The organism is Sphingomonas sp. CCH10-B3, from assembly GCF_001556185.1.
GTDB lineage: Bacteria > Pseudomonadota > Alphaproteobacteria > Sphingomonadales > Sphingomonadaceae > Sphingomonas > Sphingomonas aquatica.
The window spans coordinates 1-17,009 of record NZ_LSIJ01000083.1 but is presented as its reverse complement, the minus strand read 5'-3'; the positions used below and the strand labels follow the sequence as shown (position 1 = coordinate 17,009).

General features: G+C 63.8%; 16 protein-coding genes, 1 tRNA gene and 1 pseudogene. 7 read left to right on the top strand and 11 right to left on the bottom strand.

The features are described from left to right. Positions 1–37 precede the first annotated feature (37 nt). The 3 genes from AX672_RS13325 to AX672_RS13315 all read right to left on the bottom strand — a co-directional run bounded on the left by AX672_RS13325 (position 38) and on the right by AX672_RS13315 (position 2,772). Entirely contained in the window at positions 38–964 is a 927-nt protein-coding gene (locus AX672_RS13325) for an RcnB family protein (protein ID WP_066652092.1), read from the bottom strand. Positions 965–1,085: 121 nt separating this feature from the next. After that, complete coding sequence (locus AX672_RS13320) at positions 1,086–1,565, bottom strand: GAF domain-containing protein (RefSeq protein WP_066652090.1); 480 nt, start codon at positions 1,563–1,565, stop codon at positions 1,086–1,088. A gap of 190 nt (positions 1,566–1,755) precedes the next feature. Next, positions 1,756–2,772, bottom strand: a complete 1,017-nt coding sequence (locus AX672_RS13315) for an NAD-dependent epimerase/dehydratase family protein (RefSeq protein ID WP_066652088.1) — start codon at positions 2,770–2,772, stop codon at positions 1,756–1,758. 114 nt (positions 2,773–2,886) lie between these two features. Here AX672_RS13315 and acs point away from each other — a divergent pair, with 114 nt between their 5' ends. The 3 genes from acs to AX672_RS13300 all read left to right on the top strand — a co-directional run bounded on the left by acs (position 2,887) and on the right by AX672_RS13300 (position 7,825). Continuing rightward, positions 2,887–4,821: an acetate--CoA ligase gene (gene acs, locus AX672_RS13310; RefSeq protein ID WP_066652086.1), complete on the top strand. Its 1,935-nt coding sequence runs from the start codon at positions 2,887–2,889 to the stop codon at positions 4,819–4,821. Positions 4,822–4,897: 76 nt separating this feature from the next. Next, positions 4,898–6,940, top strand: a complete 2,043-nt coding sequence (locus AX672_RS13305) for a M13 family metallopeptidase (protein ID WP_066652084.1) — start codon at positions 4,898–4,900, stop codon at positions 6,938–6,940. Between the two features lie 51 nt (positions 6,941–6,991). Then, positions 6,992–7,825, top strand: a complete 834-nt coding sequence (locus tag AX672_RS13300) for a TauD/TfdA dioxygenase family protein (RefSeq protein WP_231731353.1) — start codon at positions 6,992–6,994, stop codon at positions 7,823–7,825. A 209-nt stretch (positions 7,826–8,034) separates the two neighbouring features. On the opposite strand, the gene AX672_RS13295 is transcribed toward AX672_RS13300, so the two are convergent. The 4 genes from AX672_RS13295 to AX672_RS13280 are packed head-to-tail and all read right to left on the bottom strand — an operon-like array spanning position 8,035 to position 11,754. Beyond that, positions 8,035–9,195 (bottom strand): CaiB/BaiF CoA transferase family protein, encoded by a 1,161-nt coding sequence (locus tag AX672_RS13295; protein WP_066652082.1) that lies wholly within the window; start codon positions 9,193–9,195, stop codon positions 8,035–8,037. Beyond that, the gene (locus tag AX672_RS13290) at positions 9,192–10,730 is read right to left on the bottom strand and encodes a hypothetical protein (RefSeq protein WP_066652080.1); all 1,539 of its coding nucleotides are present in this window, start codon (positions 10,728–10,730) and stop codon (positions 9,192–9,194) included. Before AX672_RS13290 ends, AX672_RS13295 begins: the two co-directional genes overlap by 4 nt. Continuing rightward, positions 10,727–11,434: an NAD-dependent deacylase gene (locus AX672_RS13285; RefSeq protein WP_066652078.1), complete on the bottom strand. Its 708-nt coding sequence runs from the start codon at positions 11,432–11,434 to the stop codon at positions 10,727–10,729. The genes AX672_RS13290 and AX672_RS13285 overlap by 4 nt, the downstream gene beginning before the upstream one ends. A 47-nt stretch (positions 11,435–11,481) precedes the next feature. Then, complete coding sequence (locus tag AX672_RS13280) at positions 11,482–11,754, bottom strand: DUF1294 domain-containing protein (RefSeq protein WP_066652076.1); 273 nt, start codon at positions 11,752–11,754, stop codon at positions 11,482–11,484. A gap of 115 nt (positions 11,755–11,869) precedes the next feature. On the opposite strand from AX672_RS13280, the gene dapB reads away from it, so the two are divergent. The 4 genes from dapB (at position 11,870) to AX672_RS13260 (ending at position 13,771) form a co-directional block, all read left to right on the top strand. After that, on the top strand, positions 11,870–12,598 hold the full coding sequence (gene dapB / locus AX672_RS13275; RefSeq protein WP_066652186.1) for a 4-hydroxy-tetrahydrodipicolinate reductase: 729 nt from the start codon (positions 11,870–11,872) through the stop codon (positions 12,596–12,598). Then, the gene (gene nth / locus AX672_RS13270) at positions 12,595–13,257 is read left to right on the top strand and encodes an endonuclease III (protein ID WP_066652074.1); all 663 of its coding nucleotides are present in this window, start codon (positions 12,595–12,597) and stop codon (positions 13,255–13,257) included. The genes dapB and nth overlap by 4 nt, the downstream gene beginning before the upstream one ends. Continuing rightward, positions 13,254–13,649: a hypothetical protein gene (locus AX672_RS13265; protein ID WP_066652072.1), complete on the top strand. Its 396-nt coding sequence runs from the start codon at positions 13,254–13,256 to the stop codon at positions 13,647–13,649. Before nth ends, AX672_RS13265 begins: the two co-directional genes overlap by 4 nt. 45 nt (positions 13,650–13,694) lie before the next feature. Continuing rightward, positions 13,695–13,771, top strand: a tRNA-Arg gene (locus AX672_RS13260). 538 nt (positions 13,772–14,309) lie between these two features. On the opposite strand, the pseudogene AX672_RS19110 reads toward AX672_RS13260, so the two are convergent. The 4 genes and pseudogenes from AX672_RS19110 to AX672_RS13240 form a co-directional block, all read right to left on the bottom strand. After that, positions 14,310–15,284 (bottom strand): annotated as a pseudogene (locus AX672_RS19110) (recombinase family protein); the annotation flags it as partial. Next, positions 15,281–15,637, bottom strand: a complete 357-nt coding sequence (locus AX672_RS13250) for a hypothetical protein (RefSeq protein ID WP_168727482.1) — start codon at positions 15,635–15,637, stop codon at positions 15,281–15,283. The gene AX672_RS13250 and the pseudogene AX672_RS19110, both read right to left, overlap by 4 nt. A gap of 122 nt (positions 15,638–15,759) precedes the next feature. Next, positions 15,760–16,089 carry a hypothetical protein gene (locus tag AX672_RS18665; RefSeq protein ID WP_168727481.1) on the bottom strand — a complete coding sequence of 110 codons (330 nt, stop codon included), beginning with the start codon at positions 16,087–16,089 and terminating at the stop codon, positions 15,760–15,762. Continuing rightward, the coding region (locus tag AX672_RS13240) for a type IV secretory system conjugative DNA transfer family protein (RefSeq protein WP_168727480.1) at positions 16,089–17,009 on the bottom strand (921 nt) is incomplete at its 5' end. The genes AX672_RS18665 and AX672_RS13240, both read right to left, overlap by 1 nt.

The following is a 17,009-nucleotide window of genomic DNA, read 5'->3' as shown; positions in this document are numbered from 1 at the left end:
GCCCAAGCTTTTTGCAAATGGGCGAAGCGCGCACCCGTCAGCGGCAGCAACCGCACACGCAGCGCGGGGCCGGGCGCCATTTGCGCACCGGCTTGCGCGCGACCTTGCGCTGCTTGACGGCGGTGTAAGTGACATATTCGGTCACCGTCGTCGTCACCACTGGCGCTGACTGGATGGTGACGGTCGAAACCGTTCCCGGCGGGCCAGCGGGATAAAACTGGCCGTTGACGGTCACGCCGCTTGCGTAGCCGCCTGCGCTATAGGTCTGGGTGTAGCCGCCCGCAGGCACTTCGATGACTTGCGGCTGCTGATAGGTGACAGCAGGCGGCGGCACCTGCCGCGGCTGGGGCAATTGCGTCCAGGTGCCGGTATAAGTGCCTTCCCAGCGGCCCGGTGCAGTGTAATAGCCCTGCGCGGTGGGGCCATAGGCGCCCTCATAGCGATCCCAGCCGATGTTACCGACCGAATCGTAAACTCGCCCGCGTTCGTCGACCATCACTGCATCGTCATAGTAACGCAGCCAGCGATAGCCGCGCGGCGGCGTGGCGAGGCCATAATAAGCGAAATCGTCGATCCAGAAGTTCGAGCCGATCCAGTAGCTCGGCAGGCGCCAGCCACGGGTCGGACGGCGATAGGCGGCCCAGCCGCCGGGCGCACGATAGCCGCCTTCCCAGCGTCCATTGATCTGCCCGCCCCAGCGATAGCCACGCGGCGCGGGCGGCACCTGGTTAACGGTGTGGACCGGCGGGCGCTGCACGCTGCTGTTCTGCCACTGCACCTGCGGCGCGTTTGGCATCTGAACCTGCGGCGCGGCGGTCGTGCGGATTTGCTGTGCCGATGCGCCATATTGGGCGCCGTACTGCGCGCCATATTGCGCGACGCTTTGGTCGATTCGCTGCGCCGCAGCAGGAGTGGCGATCACGCCGGTGGCAAGAACAATCGACGCGATCAGGCGGCTTTGCATGGTAAACGCTCCCTTGCTGACGCCGCTGGCCGTGAAGTGGCGGCAAATCAGTTAACGGATTTCATACCATTTTCCGCAGATTTTAGCCAGTTAGCAACATTGTGCCACTTTGGTGCAGTGCTCAAAGCCGCGCCGCGAGCAGCACCGCGAGCGCTTCCACCCCGCGCGCGTCCTGCGCATCGAAGCGCGCAACCTTCGGGCTGTCCAGATCGATTACGCCGATCAGATGGCCGTCGCGCACGATCGGCACCACCAGTTCGGATGCGCTGTCCACGTCACAAGCGATATGGCCGGGGAAGGCGTGAACATCCTCGACCAGCTGCGTCGTGCGCGTCGACGCGGCCGTCCCGCACACGCCTTGCCCCAACGGGATGCGGATGCACGCCGGCTTGCCGACGAAAGGCCCGAGCACCAGTTCGCCCTCGACCAGCCGGTAAAAGCCCGACCAGTTGAGGTCGGGCAGATACTGCCAGATCAGCGCCGCGGCATTGGCCATATTGGCAACCGCATCGGGTTCGCCCGCCGTCAGCGCATCGAGCGCGCCGAGCAGATCACGGTAAAGCGCGGGCTTGTCGCTCGCGTCGATCGCAAAGTCGTACATAGGCGAGGATGTAGGGCGATCGGACAGCGAACGCCATACAGCCCGTCAACTCGATGCCCCGCCCTATCCCCGTTCAGGCTGAGCTTGTCGAAGCCCCGTCTTTCTTTTGCGACCGACCCGAAGAAGAACGGTACTTCGACAAGCTCAGTGCAAACGGGAAATGGGCAATACGCCCAACTCAGACCTTGGCTCACACCTTGACGATGCCGTGGTCGATCAGGCTGCGCGCGGTGTCGACGATCGTTTCCGCCGGATCGCGCGGCGCCCAGCCGAGTATGTCGCGGGCATGGTCGGACCGGGTGTCGCGGACCTTGCCCAGCTCGCTCGTTACGAACTTGAGCTGCGGGTCGAACAGCGCGGCGGCGTGCAGCACGAACCCGGGCAAGCGTCGCGTCGGCACCTTGCGCGCTTCCGGCCCCAACCGATCGCGCAGGATTGCGGCCACGTCACGCATCATCATGAACGGGCTCGAGGCGATGAAGCGCTCGCCCGCGACCTTGTCCGACGTCAGGCAGCGGACATGCAGATCGGCGACGTCACGCACATCGACCACGCCGAAACCGATGTCGGGCACGCCGGGCAGCCCGCCGGACAGCAGCCGCGTGACAATCTCGAGCGATCCTGAGAAATCGGCGCTCAGCACCGGCCCGAGCACGGCGGCGGGATTGACCGAGGCATAGACCATGTCGCCGCCCTCCGCCGCGATCCAGTCGCGCGCGGCGCGCTCGGCGAGCGTCTTCGATTTGGCATAGGCATGAACTTGCGGGCCGTTGACGTTGGTCCAATCGGCTTCGGTGTAGCGCGCGACTTTCCTGCCATGGCCATAAGCGATCGCCGCGACCGACGACGTCATCACGAAGCGCGTCACCCCCGCCGCCTTGGCAAAGCGCAGTGCCCGCAGCGCGCCTTCGCGCGCCGGGACGATCAGGTCGTCCTCGTGCTTGACCGCGCCGGTCGGCAGCGGCGAGGCGACATGGACGACATGGCTGCACCCGGCATTCGCCTCGGCCCAGCCATCGTCGCTCAGCAGATCGGCGGCGAAGAACTTCAGCTGCGCGTCGGGCACACCGAGCCAGCCGCGCACCTCGGCTTCGCGCGCCAGGTTGCGGATGGTGGTGTGGACCTGCCAGCCCTCGGCAGCGAGTTGCCGGATCACAAAGCCGCCGATGTAACCGCTGCCGCCCGTGACGAGTACCGTGCCGCTCATTGTCGTTCGCTCCCCGAAATGTAGATACGTTTTAGATCGAAACTGATCGTAAGCCAAGCAGATTGGCTTGCCTTCGCCCCCGCCGCCGCGCCATCATCGCTGCAGGAGAGCGCGATGCCCGATATTTATCCCGTCCCCGCCGATTGGGCGGCCAAGGCGCATGTCGATGCGGCGGGCCATGCCGCGCTCTACGCCGCCGCGCAGGCCGATCCGGCGGGCTTCTGGCTTGAACAAGCGCAGCGACTCGACTGGATGACGCCGCCCACCCGCGCCGGCGAGTGGTCGTTCGACGAAGCCGATTTCGGCATCAAATGGTTCGACGACGGCGTGCTCAACGTCAGCGTCAATTGCCTCGACCGCCATCTCGCGACGCGCGGCGGTGAGGTGGCACTGATCTGGGAACCCGACTCGCCCGCCGAAGCGCCGCGCCGCTTCACTTATGCCGAGCTCCACGGCGAAGTCTGCCGTTTCGCCAATGTGCTGAAGGCCAATGGCGCGGCCAAGGGCGACCGCGTCACCATCTACATGCCGATGATCCCCGAAGCGGCGTTTGCGGTGCTGGCCTGTGCGCGGATCGGCGCCATCCATTCAGTGGTGTTCGGCGGTTTTTCGGCGGAGGCGCTCGCGGGGCGGATCACCGATTGCGACTCGGCACTGGTGGTCACTGCCGACGAAGGGCGGCGCGGCGGCAAGCGCGTGCCTCTCAAAGCCGCGGTCGATGCCGCCGCGCACCACGCGCCCTGCCTGCAGAAAGTGATCGTCGTCGCTGCCACTGGCGCCGAGGTGGCGATGCAGCCGGGTCGCGATGTCTGGTATCACGACGCCGCCGCGCAGGTCTCGACCGATTGCCCGCCCGAGCCGATGGCGGCCGAAGACCCGCTGTTCATCCTCTACACCAGCGGCTCGACCGGCAAGCCCAAGGGCGTGCTCCACACCAGCGGCGGCTATCTGCTCTGGGCGAGCCTGACGCATCACTGGTGCTTCGATTATCGCCCCGGTGATGTGTGGTGGTGCGCCGCCGACATCGGCTGGGTGACGGGGCACAGCTACATCCTCTACGGCCCGCTGGCGAACGGCGCGACGACCCTGATGTGCGAAGGCCTGCCCAACTGGCCCGACGCCAGCCGCATCTGGCAGATCGTCGATCGCCACCGGGTCCACAGCATCTTCACCGCGCCCACCGCCCTGCGCGCGCTGATGAAGGATGGCGATGGCCATGTGCAGGCGACCAGCCGCGCGTCGCTGAAGCTGCTCGGCACCGTCGGCGAGCCGATCAACCCCGAGGCGTGGCGCTGGTATCACGACGTCGTCGGCGAGGGCCGCTGCCCGATCATCGATACCTGGTGGCAGACCGAGACCGGCGGCGCGATGATCGCGCCGATGCCGGGCGCGACCGCGCTCAAGCCCGGCAGCGCGACGCGCCCGATGCCCGGCGTGGTGCCGCAGATCGTCGACCCCGAAGGCAGGGTGCTGGAGGGGGCCGCCGAGGGCAATCTGGTGATCGCGGCAAGCTGGCCGGGGCAGATGCGCACCGTCTGGGGCGATCATGCGCGCTTCTTCCAGACCTATTTCACTACCTACCCCGGCAAATATTTCACCGGCGACGGCTGCCGCCGCGATGCCGACGGCGATTACTGGATCACCGGCCGCGTCGACGACGTCATCAACGTCAGCGGCCATCGGATGGGCACTGCCGAGGTCGAATCGGCGCTGGTGCTCCACCCCAAGGTTGCCGAAGCTGCGGTCGTCGGCATGCCGCACGACATCAAGGGGCAAGGCATCTACGCCTATGTCACGCTCAACGCAGGCGAAACCGGCGACGATGGCTTGCGCGCCGAACTGGTCAAATGGGTGCGCACCGAAATTGGCCCGATTGCAACGCCTGACGCATTGCAATTCGCGCCCGGCCTCCCAAAAACGCGCTCGGGCAAGATCATGCGCCGCATTCTGCGCAAGATTGCCGAAGGCGATGTGACCGCGCTCGGCGACACGTCGACGCTCGCCGATCCGGCTGTGGTCGACGATCTCGTCGCCAATCGCTTGGTGTAGGGTAAACCTGACATTTCGCTTGCGACAAAACAGACTCGCCGTTATCAAACGCCAACACACCAACAGAGAGGTATCCATGCGTATCGCACGTTTCGCTCGGCTGACTGCGGCCACTGCCGTCCTCGCCCTTGCCGTACCCGCCTTGTCGAAGGACGGCGGCGCCAACGCACCCCGCTATGGCAGCTTCGGCGTCGACCTTTCTGCCAAGGATCCCAGCGTCGCGCCGGGCGATGATTTCTGGCATTTCGTCAACGGCAGCTGGGCCAAGCGCACCGAAATCCCCGCCGACAAGGCAGCGATCGGCTATGGCAACCTGCTGAGCGACGAGGCGGAACAGAACGTCCGCCTGATCTTGGACGACATGGCCAAGAACCCGTCGAAATACGGCGCGACCGGCAAGCAGGTCGGCGATTTCTACGCAAGCTGGATGGACGAAGCCGGCATCGAGGCCAAGGGTACCGCGCCGCTTCAGCCCTATCTCGCCAAGATTGCAGCGGTGAAGGATCTCACCGAGTTGCAGGTCCTGTTCGCCAGCGTCGGCTATCAGTCGCCGGTGAGCATCGGCATCATCCCGAATCTGGCTGATCCGACGCGCTACACCGCCGCCGTCGGGCAGAGCGGGCTGGGCATGCCGCGCGACTATTATCTGCTCGAAGGCGAGAAGTACGACGGCTATCGCAAGGCCTATCGCGCTTATATCGAAAAAATTCAGACGCTTGCCGGCATTCCCAATGCGGCGGCGAAGGCCGATGCGATCTTCGCGCTCGAAAAGGCGATGGCCAAGGAACATTGGACGCCCGAGCAGAGCCGCAACATCGCTGCGCTCAACGACCCCCAGGATATCGCCGGGCTTGAGAACAAGGCCCCGGAATTCGAATGGGCGCTGATGCTGAAGACGGCAGGGCTCGACAGCTCGCCGAAGATCCTGATGGCCAATAACACCGCGATCACCGCTATCGGCAAGATCATGGTCGCAACGCCGCTCGACGTGTGGAAAGACTATATGGCCTTCCACTTCGTCAGCTCGAATGCTGCTTTCCTGCCCAAGGCGTTCGATCAGGCGAGCTTCGACTTTTATTCGGCCACCCTCTCGGGCGTGAAGACCCCGCGCGACCGGTGGAAGCGTGGCGTGCAGCTGACCAACGGCGCGCTGGGTGAAGCCGTGGGCGCGCTTTATGTCGCGCGCTTCTTCCCGCCTGCCGCCAAGGCGCAGATGCAGGAACTGATCGAAAATCTGCGCGGTTCGTATCAGGACCGGATCAGCAAATCGAGCTGGATGGACGAGCCGACCCGCAAGGCCGCACTGGTCAAGCTTGCCGCGTTCGAACCGCGCGTGGGCTATCCCGACAAGTTCCTCGATTACTCGAGCTTCAAGGTGGTGCGGGGCGACATGCTGGGCAATGCCATGCGCTCGGCCGAATTTGCCAATGCGCTGCAACTGTCGCGTTTCCCCAAGCCGGTCGATCGCACCCTGTGGGCGATGACGCCGCAGACGGTGAATGCCTATTACAGCCCGCTGTCGAACCAGATCACCTTCCCGGCCGCCATCCTGCAGCCGCCCTATTTCGACCCCAAGGCCGATCCGGCAGTGAATTACGGGGCAATCGGCGCGATCATCGGCCACGAAATGGGCCATGGCTTCGACGATCAGGGCAGCCAGTTCGGCCCGACCGGCAAGTTCGAAAACTGGTGGACTCCCGCCGCCAAGGCTGCGTTCAAGGAACGCACCGCCGCGCTTGCCGCGCAGTATGACCAGTTCGAAGGGCTGCCCGGGACGAAGGTGAACGGCAAGCTGACGCTCGGCGAAAACATCGGCGATCTCGGCGGGCTGGAAGCCGCTTATGGCGCGTATCAGCGTTATCAGGCGAAGCACGGCAAGGCGAAAGTCATCAATGGCCTGACCGGCGATCAGCGCTTCTTCATGGCCTGGGCGCAAGCCTGGCAGACAAAGCTGCGCGATGATGCGGCGCTGGCACGGCTCCGCACCGATCCGCACAGCCCGCCGCTGTTCCGGGTCAATGGCGTCGTCCGCAACATGGATGCCTGGTACGCCGCCTTCGATGTGAAGCCCGGCAGCAAGCTGTATCTGGCCCCCGAACAGCGCGTGCACATCTGGTAATCCAACCGCTATTCGCCCATGCTGCGCTCCACAAAAAACGGGAGAGGCAGCATGGGCGAAATGCAGATCAGGCCGCTGGCCGCGCATTGCGGCGCGGAAATCACCGGCATCGATGTCCGCCATATCGGCGACGATGAACTGGCGGCGCTGCGGCAGACGCTGGCCGAGGCCGGTGTCGTCATGCTGCGCGACCAGCAGCTGACGCCCGAAGATCACATCGCCTTCGCACGCCGCTGGGGCGACATCGACGTCAACAATTACTTCCCGGCGAACGGCGGCTATCCCGAAATCGCCGAAGTCCGCAAGGCCGAGACGCAATTCGTCAACATCGGCGGCGGCTGGCATACCGATCACAGCTATGATGCGGTCCCGGCGATGGGGTCGATCCTTGTCGCGCGCGAGCTGCCGCCAACCGGCGGCGACACTTTATTCGCCAGCATGGGCGCGGCCTATGATGCGCTGTCCGACGGGCTAAAGGCGACGCTCAGCACTTTGCGCGCGGTGCACAGCGCCGATCACATCTATGGCCATGACGGCATCTACGCCAAGACCGATCAGGCTGCCGACCTGAAGGGCCACGACATCAGCGCAAATGCCGTCCACCCGGCGGTGATCCACCACCCGGTGACAGGGCGCAAACTGCTCTACGTCAACCCCGCCTTCACGCTGCACTTCGAAGGCTGGACGCGCGAAGAAAGCCAGCCGCTGCTGCAATATCTCTACGGCGTCGCGATGCGCGAAGAATTCCACTGCCGCCTGCAATGGGCGCCGGGATCGGTCGCGGTGTGGGACAATCGCGCGACCTGGCACTTCGCGGTCAACGACTACCACGGCCATAAACGGCTGATGCACCGGATCACGATTTCAGGCGTTCCGCTGAGTTAACGCCGCACTGATCCACCCGACCCGTCCGTTTCGGGCGAGGTCGAGTAACAGGCGGCTTGTGCCGCCAACAGTGTCGCGACTTCGCTCGCCTCCGTCATCCTCGCGAAGGCGGGGATCCATAGTCGCTGGACATCACGACTCTCTGAAACGCCAGCCGGCATGGATTCCCGCCTTCGCGGGAATGACAATTTGATGCGGCAAGGTCTGTCCTAGCCACCCCTGATCTCCGCGCCCTGCTCGTCGAGTTTCGGCGGCAGGCTCGGCTCGCGCGCGGGCATGGCGCCGAATTTCACCGGTGGCTGCATTTCGAAATAGTCGCCTTCGGTCGGATGCGTACGGCGCCGGAAGAAGCCCGTCGCTTTCAGATGCGGGTCGTCCATGACGTCATCGACATCGCGCGCTTCCCGCGCCGGCAGATTGGCGGCCTCGCAGCGCGCGAGCAGCTCGGCGGTGGTGACGTTCGGCGTCAGCCGCGCGACTTCGTGATACATCAGCGCCATATTGTGGAAGCGATCGGTGGTGGTCGCGAGTTCCGGCCGGTCCAGAAACGCCGATGCCTCCAGAACGGCGAACAACTCCAGCCAATGCCGGTCGCCATAAGCGGCAATCGCGACATGGCCGTCGCTGGTCGGAAACGGTTGACGGTTGGGATCGACCTGTCGCGCGTAGCAGGTGGGCGCATTGGGCGGATCGAAGGTATGCCCGCCGAGATGTTCGAGCAGGATGAAGTGAGTGAATGCCTCGAGCATCGGCACTTCGACCAATTGCCCCTCGCCCGTGCGCATGCGGTGGATGATCGCCGCGAGCACGCCATAAGCGCCGTGCAGCCCCGACACCTTGTCGGCGATCAGCGACGGGATGAACCGCGGCGCCGTGCCGCCATCGACGCGTTTCGACAGGCTCGTCGCGCCGCTCGCAGCCTGGATGACATCGTCATAGGCAGGCAGATCGGCATAAGGCCCGTCCTGCCCGAAACCGACGCAGTGAACATAGATGATGTCGGGCCGGATCGCGCGGACGCTGTCGTAATCGAGGCCGAGCCGCTCCATCCCCTGCCCGCGCACGTTCGACACGAACACATCGGCGTCGGCGAGCAGGCGCTTCATCGTCGCGAGATCGTCGGGCTGCTTCAGGTCGAGCAGCACCGATTGCTTGCCGCGATTGAGTGCCAGGAAGCCCGGCCCCATCCCCATCGTTGCCCCCGGCTTACCCGCCCAGCGGAACACATCGCCCATCGGCGGCGATTCGACCTTGATCACTTCGGCGCCAAGATCGGCGAGCGTCTGGGTGCAATAGGGGCCGAAGACAACGCTGGTCAGGTCGACGACCTTGATGCCGCTCAGCATCGGCTTGCCGTCGCCTGGGGTCATGCTGCGCCTCCGATTGCGGTGATGATGTTCGTGCGACCATCGTGCGCGATTTGCGCGGTACGGCCAAGCGGATCGTCGGCAAGCAACGCGGCGAGCGTCGCGCTGTCGTCGCGCGCAGTGGCGGCAAGGATGCGCGCGCCGCTGGCGGTCGTGCCGATGACATAGCCGCGCTGCGGCGTGCCCTGTTTGAAGGCGACGGTGTAGCTGTCGATGGTCGCCGCCGCAGGGCCGTCGATCAGGTGCGGCACCGGATCGCTGGCGATTTGCTGCGCAATGGCGGCACTCGATACCGGCGCCCATTCGCGCGGCGGCTTCGCCGAATAGACCCCCGCTGCTTCCTTCGACATGAAGCCGCCATTGGCGAGAATCAGCCCATATGCCTCGGGCTGCGCGCGCAACCGCTCGGCCATCGTCGCGATCGCGTGGAGCGAATAGCTGTTGCCCGGCCCGCCGAAGAACGGCAGCCCGCCCGTCACGGTCGCGGGCGTCACGCGCCAGTCGAGCCCCAGCGCTTCGGCGGCGAGCAGCACCACGCAGGGGAAACAGCTATAGAGATCGAACAGCGCGATATCGGCGGTCGCCTTGCCCGCCGACGCCAGCGCCTGCGCGAGCACCAGCTCGACCGCGCGCGACCGCGACAGATCGGGCCGCTCGGTCGGCACGCGATCGGCGGCCTGCGCATAACCGTGGAGAAAGACGCGCTTGCATGGCGCAATGCCGAGCCGATCGGCCTCGCCCACCGAGGTGAGCATCACGGCGGCACCCTGGTTCACGGCGTCCTGCGCGACATGCCATTTGAGATAGGGGTCGGCGACGGGGTAATTCTCCGCCGAGGGCGTCGCGAGAAACGCGGCGCTGCGGGCGGTCGGGAACATGCTGTGCGGATTGGCCGCAGCGACTGCCGAGAAACCCGCCCATAGCTCGGCCATCAGCGCGCCATGCGCCGCGCGCGACAGCCCCAGCCGGCGCCGCAACGCATGTTCGAATGCCGGATAGGTCAGCGTCGGCGCGCCGAGGCCATTGGCGATCTCGTAAGCCGACAGCAGCCGCGCGCCATAGCCGCGATCGGTGAAATCCGCCTCGCTGCTCCGCGACCAGTCGAGCGCCTGCCCCAGCCGCAGCGCGGTCTTCACCGCCGCCGTCGCCTCGCTCCCCGCGATCAGCACCGCGCGCGCCTCGCCCGTGTGGATCGCCTCGGCGGCCTCGCTCACCAGCGCTTGCGGCTGATCGCCGCCGACCAGCGAATAGATCGCCTCGACCGGCCCCAGCCCGAGATCCTCGGCAAGCGTCCCTGGCGGATTGGCGCAGCGCCCGAACGGCTGCGGCGCGCCGGGCACCGAATCGGCCATGGAGCGGATCACCGCGATCCGGTCGATCGCCACCGCCAGCCCCGCCGACCCGCTATCCGCCAGTGCTGCACGCGCCGCCTCGGCCCGCAATCCGGCGGGGTCCGGCGCCGCGCCCTCGCCCTTCCAATGCACCGTCCGCTGGCCGACCCCGACCAGCACCGGCGTGCGCGGATCGATCGCGCTCATGCGATTGCCGCCAGCATCGCATCGACCCACTGCGGCACCAGCAGGCTCGCCGGCCCCGTGCGGCTCTCGTCGAACAAATGGCTGCCCGCGCTCGGTTCCAGATTGAGCTCCAGCGTCTCCGCCCCGTGCCAGCGCGCGGTCTGGACGAAGCCCGCCGCCGGATAGACCGCGCCCGAGGTGCCGATCGACACGAAAATGTCGGCGCGGGCGAGGGCAGCCTCGATCACCTCCATCCGGTACGGCATCTCGCCGAAGAACACGATGTCGGGCCGCAGCGCCGCCGCCCCGCACTTCGGACAGGTCGAGCGCGGCGGCAGCGGCCCGTCCCACCGCGACTGCGCCCCGCACGCCGTACACAGCGCCGAACGCAACTCGCCGTGCATGTGGAGCAGCCGCCGGGCGCCCGCCCGCTCGTGCAGGTCATCGACATTCTGCGTCACGATCAGCAGCTCGCCGGGCCACGCCGCGTCGAGCCGCGCCAGCGCGTGATGCGCAGCGTTCGGCTGGACCGTTGCCAGCGCCGCCCGCCGCAGATCATAGAAGCGATGCACCAGCACCGGATCGGCCGCGAGCGCTTGCGGTGTGCAGACATCCTCGACCCGGTGCCCCTCCCACAGCCCGCCGGGGCCGCGAAAGGTCGCAATGCCGCTCTCCGCCGAAATCCCAGCGCCGGTCAGGATCACGATGTTGGTCGCCTGCGTCATCGCCGCAGCATAAGAAAGCACGCGGCGGCGCGCTAGCGCTCAGGTAGCTAGCCGACAGGCACAAATAGTCCGATCGCCGCGCCGCATTCCATCGTCGCAATCAACCACAGCAGCGTCGCGAAGGGCTGTTTGCGCGTCTTGTGCCGGTAGTATCGGGTTGCCACCAGTGCAGCGGGCCAGCCCCCGAGTGCCGACATACCAAGCAGATCAGTCTCGCGAACCCGCCAGCCTCCGGTGATCGCCCGGGCTTTGTCATGCCCCCAAGTCACAAAGGTACCCGCGTTGATCACGAGCATCCAGATTAGCGCGTAGAGTAGCATTGCGACCGTCCTATCGCACAAAGCTTAGCGATTGGTCGCCAATCCCTCTGTCATCGGGCCAATGTTTCTGCCATCTCCCCGCAGCGAAGAGGCAATAGCGATGGAGCGCGGGCTCGTGACGAGTATCGGGATTCTCGGCAGTGCCGGACGGATGGGGCGCGCGATCGCCGATGCGCTCGCCAGCCATGACGCGACACTGGCGGGGGGCATCGATGCAGGCGGTGATCCGGCCCCGCTCGCCGCCACTGCCGATGTGCTGGTCGATTTCACCGTGCCGGGCGCGCTCGCCGCCAATCTCGCTGCCGCGCGCGCCGCAAGCACGCCGATCCTGATCGGCACCACCGGGCTCGGCCTCGCGCATCACGCGTTGATCGACGAGGCCGCATGCGACATCGCCGTCCTCCAGACCGGCAACACCTCACTCGGCATTACGCTGCTCGCGCGGCTGGTGCGCGAGGCGGCGGAGCGGCTCGGCCCCGCCTGGGACATCGAAATCGTCGAGATGCACCACCGTGCCAAAGTCGATGCGCCGTCGGGCTCCGCCCTGCTGCTCGGCGAAGCGGCGGCGGCGGGGCGCGGCGCCGCGCTTGCCGAACTGTCGGTGATCGGCCGCGCGGGCCTGTCGGGGGACCGCGCCGAAGGGACGATCGGCTTTGCCTCGCTGCGCGGCGGCACCGTCGCGGGCGACCATCAGGTCGTTTTCGCCGGGCCAGGCGAGCGGCTCGAACTCGGCCACCGCGCCGAAGATCGCGCGATTTTCGCCAATGGCGCGGTGACGGCAGCGCTCTGGCTCGCCGGCCGCACGCCGGGGCGCTACACGATGGCGGAGGTGCTGGGGCTTTGAAGAAAGCCGACGTCATCGAATTCTACAGTCGGCTCGCCGCCGACAATCCGCACCCCGAAACCGAGCTGGCGTTCGGTAATCCCTATCAGCTCGTCGTCGCCGTGGCGCTGTCGGCGCAGTCCACTGACATTGGCGTCAACAAGGCGACGCGCGCGCTTTTCGCCGAAGTCACCACGCCCGCGCAGATGCTTGCGCTCGGCGAAGATGGCCTCAAGGAGCACATCAAGACGATCGGCCTGTTCAACACCAAGGCCAAGAATGTGATCGCGCTGTCGCAGATCCTCGTCGACCAGCATGGCGGCGAAGTGCCCGCCGATCGCGACGCGCTCGAACAGCTGCCCGGCGTCGGGCGCAAGACCGCCAATGTCGTTCTAAACGTCGCGTTTGGCGCGGAGACTTTCGCGGTCGACACCCATATTTTCCGCGTCGGCAATCGGACCGGCTTGGCCAAAGGCAAGACGCCGCTCGCGGTCGAACTCAAGCTCGACAAGGCAACGCCAGCGCCGTTTCGCGTCCATGCGCACCACTGGCTGATCCTGCACGGACGCTATATATGCAAGGCGCGCACGCCGGAGTGCTGGCGCTGCCCGGTCGCCGATCTGTGCGCGTACAAGCCCAAGACGCCTGCGCCCAAAACGCGGGTCAAGGAGGTTGCATGAACCGCACGCTGCTGGCGACGCTCACGCTGCTGACCGGCATTGCCATCGCCGGACCGGGCAGCGCGCGCGACACCACCATTCCCGAAGCGACGCCGGTCGGCCCGCCGCAAAGCTGCATCACCCGCCACCGCATCGCGCAAAGCCTGGTGCGCAGCGATTCGGTGATCGATTTCCAGATGATCGACCGCAAGGTCTATCGCGTCACGCTGCCGCAGCCCTGCCCCGGGCTCGGCTTTCAGGAACGCTTCGGCTATAGCGTATCGATCGATCAGCTGTGTTCGAGCGACATCATCACCGTGCTCTACCTCGAACCGCAAGGCCCCGGTGCGCGCTGCGGCCTTGCGCCGTTCCAGCAAGTGACGCTCGCCCCCCGGCAAAAGCGGCCACGCTGAAACCACTGGCGCGACGGGGGATGCTTTGCTAGGCGCGTCGCTCAGGCACCCGTAGCTCAGCTGGATAGAGCGCTGCCCTCCGAAGGCAGAGGCCAGGGGTTCGAATCCCTTCGGGTGCGCCATATCTTTTTCCAGCATAGAAAAATCCCCTAACATATTGAATGGCAACGCTAAAACAGGTGTTCGAAAACCCGTTTTTCGGTCGTATGCCAATTGGCTTGGAAAGGTGAGTTTTAGGGCTATCCGCTTCTCAGTGAGCTTGTCACTTTTCCAAAGATTCCAAGGGCTTGCGAGAAATTGCAGGGCTGTTCGAAAGGATTCGTCGAATTCCTTGATTGGCTTGTCGCAGCCAGCCAATTGCTCCTTTAGAAGGAGCTTGCGGCCTTCGAGTTCGGCGACCCGTCGCTCATAGGCTTGGATAACCGCATCGCTTTCGGCTTCGACGATCCGGTCGAGAAGCTGGGCGACCTTCCGCTCGATTGAGCCGATTTCCTGGGTGATCGATTTCTTGGCTTCGCCAGCCTTTAGGATTTGGCGATCCCACAGATCGCGGAAGGCTTGCGTCGCCAGCTCGACGAGCTGCCGCGCAGGTGTCAGGCTCTTGAGCATGGCCTCAAAGGCATCTTCGATCATCGCGCGGGGAATCGACTTACCGTAGTCCGAGCATCCTTTATGGCGGCACAGATAGTATGCGAAATGCCCGTGCTTTCCTTTGCTCCAGTTCGCCGTCATCGGCTTGTCGCACGACGCACAGCAAACGAAGCCGCGCAGCGGGAAAGCTTCATTGAGATCAACCCGCGCAGGCGCGCGAGGTTTCTCATTCAGCTTCTCTTGGATCGCATTGTAGGTTTCGACCGATACGAGCGGTTCGTGCTGGCCAATGCGTGGCGTGATATTCCAGTTCGGCAACATCACGATACCTGCATAGAGCGGCTGCGTCAGGATTTGATGGACGCGCTCAATGGTGATTGAGCCGTCCTTAGCCTTCGGCACAGGCGCTTGCGCTTCGAAATAGCGCATCACTTCGGCTTGGCTGGCAAAGCGGCCATGAGCGAAGCCTTCAAGAGCATCCTTGATGATCGAGGCTAGAGGCTCATGCCGATGCAGCATCTTGCCGCCTGAAGGGCATGGGCCATAGCGATAGCCCCAAGGCGCTTGGAAAACCCAAAAGCCGCGCTCGACACGCGCGGTCATACGATTGAGCGTTTGCTCTGCGTTCTTTTGCCGCGCGTGCTGACTGACACACGCCAGCAAATTTTCGACGAGTTTGCTATCGCTGTCTTCGCCGAATTCGATAGACGGCGATTCAAGTGACGCGCCGGTCGATCCGATCTCAGCTCGCAATTGAATATGCGCTTCGATCCCGCGAGCGAGTCGTGAGATATCATCGATCACAACGACATGAGAATGTTTGCGCGTTTTGCGAAGGTAGGAAAGCATCGCGTCCATACCGGGCCGCTTGGCAACACTTCCCGACATATCGTCTTTGAAAATCTCGACGACCTCATAGCCTTTGTGTTCGCAGTAGAGTCGGCAGCGTTGTTCCTGCGATGACAATCCATCGGTTCGTGTCGTCTGCTGCGCAGACGACACACGTGCATAAATCACAGCTTTCTTATGTTGAGCCTCATTCATGGCGCAAATTCCTTGTTCTTGTTTTTTGTGATTGCGCCCTCGCTTGCGAGGTCAACGGGCTTGGCATTACCAAGAGCTGAAATCTTATCACAGACACCATCGCCATGAGAAGATTGAAGTTCAATTTGTTGAACCGGATGTTGCCCCCATGCAGCATCGACAAAGGCCTGCATCATATTGATCACAATGATGATGGCCTCTTCCTTCTGTGAATCGGACATCCCATCAATATCAGCGACAATAGCGCGATACCGTTCCATCTCAGCAGAAGTGACACTAACAACAACATTCATCACAATCACCATCACGACGTGCTCAGTTCGAGCAGCATGAAAGTGATTTTGCTTTGCCATCGCTAATCACGTGGGGGAAACTGGAATGGCATCTTCAGTTTACGCCACATTATATTATAATTATACGCATATTTGAACAAAAATTGCAAGGTTTTCCGCAGATTTCTGCGGGTTTCAGGCTGCTAGCGCCCAAGCCCATCACGTTTGCGTCCCTCCATCCGATCAGCGGCGCGATCAATGCGCTGGATGTTTTTCGCGAGGCGTTGCCGCGCAAGATTACCGGCAGCGCGCAGGAGGTGAGCTTTTCGATCCTGCACTCCCCATGAGGGTTGCAAAGAGGGAGCGTTGCCTTCGCGCTTCAAGAGGCGGTCGTAGTAGTTCGCCGTCCATTGCCCCTTGCACCGCTCGAACTGCTTTTCCGCAAATTGCGTAACGCGCTCGTGCTTCGATTGGACGGCAGCTTCGCGCGGCTTTGATTCCGCGCGCGCATTAAAATCAGGCGACACTTTCATCACAAAAATCCTTTGTGGAGCGCGCGCACATCGCCGAGCTGATTCCACGGATCGACGGCGTAGAAGGGCACGCAGTCGGAGACGATCAGATGCGGCATGGTTGCGACTTTGATGATTTGCTTCGAGAGGCCGAGACCGAGAATATCTTCGGCCTGCAACACGCTGCGCTTGGACTCGCCAAGATTGGCAGCAGCGGTTTCGACCGTGCCGCCATTGTGAGAAACACCACGATTCAAAATTGTGGCGTTGCCGCTCCATAGCGAAACGTCGCGGATCAAATCCGGTTCGCTTATAGAGCGCATCGTTACGACAGCAGCTTGATCTTCAAACTCCTTCGCCAAGACCTCCGGCCACCGTTCGCGCAGTGAGAATCTACCCTGCACAAAAAACCAGAGTTGGATTCCCTTTGACCGATAAAGGCGCGTTGCCTTCGGCACGGCGTTGATTGGCGGAAGCTGCGCAAATTCATCGAGGATGAAAATCGTCTTGAGTGGCCCTCGCTCTTTCGCGATGGTTTCAATCTCATAGTTTGTTGTGAGCGACATCCACGGCGCTCCCACGGCGAGCTTTTCCGAAGGCAGAATTTTGAACACGGTCGTCGCTTCGTGTTTCAACGTTCGGAAATCAAATTCGTGAGCGGACGTTGCATCGGCAAGCGCAGAACCTGGTGCAAATGGTTCGAGCGCGTCACACAGCGCTGACTTATACGCCTCCCATTGTTTCGGCGCATCATGGCGCACGAGATTGAAGCTCGCGGCGCGACCTTCAATTGATGGGACGCCGCACGTCTCCATCATCGCGAATTGCGCGCCGAGATCGAATCCGCCGGAGTTCGCGAACGACCAGAGCCGCGAAGGGATACAATTCTTAACGGACCCAATTAGGCTCCCGTTGGCCTCAATTGGACGGTTATTGGACTC